This window comes from Paraburkholderia atlantica (assembly GCF_009362785.1).
GTDB classification, from domain to species: Bacteria; Pseudomonadota; Gammaproteobacteria; order Burkholderiales; family Burkholderiaceae; genus Paraburkholderia; species Paraburkholderia atlantica.
In genome coordinates this window covers 1-2,895 of record NZ_WHNQ01000149.1, presented here as the reverse complement: position 1 = coordinate 2,895, position 2,895 = coordinate 1, and the positions used below count along the sequence as shown (strand labels likewise).

3 protein-coding genes and 2 pseudogenes are annotated in these 2,895 nt (G+C 61.2%); 3 read left to right on the top strand and 2 right to left on the bottom strand.

Features of this window, described 5'->3' with window-relative positions; translation table 11 throughout:
• Both GCT19_RS43160 and GCT19_RS41575 read left to right on the top strand, forming a co-directional pair.
• The coding region (locus tag GCT19_RS43160; protein WP_193727538.1) for a hypothetical protein at positions 1 to 302 on the top strand (302 nt) is incomplete at its 5' end.
• A pseudogene (locus tag GCT19_RS41575) lies at positions 290 to 862 on the top strand (IS5 family transposase); the annotation flags it as partial. The gene GCT19_RS43160 and the pseudogene GCT19_RS41575, both read left to right, overlap by 13 nt.
• A gap of 438 nt (positions 863 to 1,300) precedes the next feature.
• On the opposite strand, the gene GCT19_RS41570 reads toward GCT19_RS41575, so the two are convergent.
• Together GCT19_RS41570 and GCT19_RS41565 are read right to left on the bottom strand one after the other, a co-directional pair.
• A complete protein-coding gene (locus GCT19_RS41570) occupies positions 1,301 to 1,447 on the bottom strand; it encodes a hypothetical protein (RefSeq protein WP_018432603.1) in 147 nt (48 codons plus the stop codon).
• A gap of 53 nt (positions 1,448 to 1,500) precedes the next feature.
• Positions 1,501 to 2,508: a DNA-binding protein gene (locus GCT19_RS41565; RefSeq protein WP_152855060.1), complete on the bottom strand. Its 1,008-nt coding sequence runs from the start codon at positions 2,506 to 2,508 to the stop codon at positions 1,501 to 1,503.
• A 157-nt stretch (positions 2,509 to 2,665) separates the two neighbouring features.
• Between GCT19_RS41565 and GCT19_RS41560 the strand changes: the two are divergent.
• A pseudogene (locus GCT19_RS41560) lies at positions 2,666 to 2,895 on the top strand (tyrosine-type recombinase/integrase); the annotation flags it as partial.

Genomic DNA, 2,895 nt, shown 5'->3' with positions numbered 1-2,895 from the left:
CAATGCGAAAGGCGGTCGAATACACCAGTGGCCTTAAGGTCGACGAGTATCCAAAAGAGGTTCGCGAATTGACTCCGATTTTCTCGAAGCTGCGTGCTATCTCCGATTTGACCACGCCATTCGACCGGGCCGAAGCGGCCGCACAAGGAATTGAACCGAACGAACTAGATATTTTGGAGAAGTATGGTGTGGCGTACGCCGACGAGGGCAGCTTTGAAGTGCCGGAGCTGTTCCGAATTGGGCTAGGGATGAAAAGAAAAGGTGCCAGGCCAAACATCATCAGCCTTACGAGAAAGGCTTGATGCTGAAGGTGGGGTCGGCGGTCGACGCTACCTTGATTTCCGCACCCACTTCGACGAAGAACGGCTCTGGTACACGGGACCCGGAAATGCACCAGACGAAGAAGGGAAATCAATGGTACTTCGGGATGAAAGCGCACGTCGGCGTGGACGCAGAGTCGGGCCTGGTCCACACGGTCATCGGCACAGCCGCCAACGTTCATGACATCAATGCAGCCGAAGCGCTGTTGCACGGCCAGGAAATGGATGTGTACGCTGACGCCGGATATCAGGGTATCGAAAAGCGCTGCCAGGTAAGCGCGGTTCGCTGGCATGTCGCGATGCGACCAGGCAGGCGCAGACAATTGGACCTAACCGATCGGCTGGACGCGATATTCGATCAGATTGAACGCCTGAAGGCCGGCATCCGCGCCAAGGTTGAACATCCGTTCCGCGTGCTCAAACAGCAGTTTGGCTATACAAAGACCCGGTACCGAGGGTTGATGAAGAACACCGCCCAGATCACGACACTATTTGCTCTGGGCAACCTGTGGATGGCACGCAAGGCTTTGTGGAAGGCTTGAAACGCTCGCAGATTCAGGCCGCGAATCTCGGCAAACAGTGGTCGTCACGCTTCAAAAGCCAGACGACCAACCTGCCAGCAGACTCTCATGGCGGATACGACGCAAGTGGCAAACGGCCAACTCTCTGAAAACGAGTTGTGCAGACCTTCCTTAGTACGCCCGTTGCGAATGTTCGTTGCAATTCGGTTGATCTGTCCAGAAATGAAGGGGCGGATAGCCCCAACTATCCGACCCTTCACTTTTCGTGTACAAACCGGTACATTTCTGGTTCATCTTGCCCGGAAGCCCGCCTGTAAAGGGTCGCGAGGCGGGCTGCGAGTTGCACCGGCGCTGGGGCGCGCGCTGACTCCAACCGCAGGCGTCCGACGAAGTGAAACTTGGTCCATTGCGGAAGTAAGACTTGTACCAGCCACGCAAAAACGCGCCGAGCGGCTCCGGTCAGAACAGCTGCGCTAGAAGCGGCGCCAGATTCTTCCACTTCACCGTGCTCCGGAAGGTGCAGCCATCATCGTCAAGTGATTCGATGATCACCCGCTGACCGCGCGCTTCTGCCACTACGCGCACCACACGTTCTTCGTAGCGCATCAGTACGCCGATTTCCGGGCAGACGTCCTTCCGTCGACCGCGTCCTGCGCGACTCATGACTTCACGCCGGACTTGGGAACAGCTTTAACAGGGCCGGCGGACCGTCGGGCCGCGCGTCGCGGAGCCCGGCTTGTGGCACTGCCCGGAGCGGACGTTTTCTGCCGCAGGAATTCAAGCTCCTGCGCCTGGGCCACGTGGCTCGCCCGCATCGCTTCAAATCGACCTTCCAGCATACCCGCCTGATGGCGCAAGTCGCCCAGCTGCGACTGCAGCGCCTGGATCTCGGCCTGCGCGCGCTCGCCGTCGCGCGCTGTGCGTTGCTGTACGACTTCCAGTTCCCGCTGCACGCGCGTATGGGCAGCTCGTTCGCGCTCGATCTCGAGCAGCGCGCGCTTCTCCGCGGCCTGCAAGCAGGTCTCGGCCAGCTCCGTGCTGGTCCGCTGCCTGTCGAGTTCGGCGGTGAAATCGGCGCGGGCCTGCGCAAGAGCGGCGTCCCGTTCGCGTAGCGCCTGCTGCGCACGCGCGAGCTCGCCTTCGAGCGCGTTACGGGTCGCCGCGGCCGCCGCCTGCGCCTGTTCGAGTTCCTTGATGCGCACCTGCACGGTGAGCAGCGTGGTCGTACGCTGCTCCAGTGCCGTTTCGGTGCGCGCCAGATCAGTCTGCACGGCAGCGACTGACGCTTCAGCGGCGAGCCGCACGGCTTCGACTTCGGTCCGCAGCGTCTGCAGGGCGTCCTCGGCCGCGCCGGCAGCACGTTTCCAGAGTGTGGCCACCAGTTCGCCCGCCGCGTCGCGCAGTTCTGCGGGCAGGTCGGCGTGCTCGATCCGCACGCGGCTTTTCTCCCGAAGCTCGGCCCAGAACGCGTTGAGCACCGCGACAGGAGTACTCATGCTGCCGCGACGCACGAGCTGGTAGAGGCGGTTCGCCGTCGGCGTGACGCCGAAGCGGAAAAACAGCAGCGCGCAGGCCTCCCGATAGAGATCGCGCGTATGCGGAAATTCGGCTTTCAGGCGCTCGACCTCGGCCTGGAGGCGGCTTTCATCAGGGACGGCGTCGGACATGGGCGTTCCGCGGATTTTTGAATTGCATAATATTACTGCGCAATTAGCCTGATATCTACCAATTCAGCATTAAATTTTGACATTACCTTTATAATGTTGAAATTTACTGCGAGAGGTGCGACACTGAACGCGTGACACCCCAAGACCACCGGATCCCATGAAAACCGCCCTCATCGCGCCGCGCCCGCTCGACGTCCTCGAACTGCCCGATGATCTCGACGGCCGCACCGGTGTCAATCGCGCCACCGGCCGCCGCCAGATCGCCGCCGATGACGACCTCGCGGCCGTGCGCGCATGGCTGGCGCGCGTCGCCGACACGAAAACCACCTTCGAGAACTACCGCAAGGAAGCCGAACGGCTGCTGCTGTGGTCCATCGTCCAGCTCGG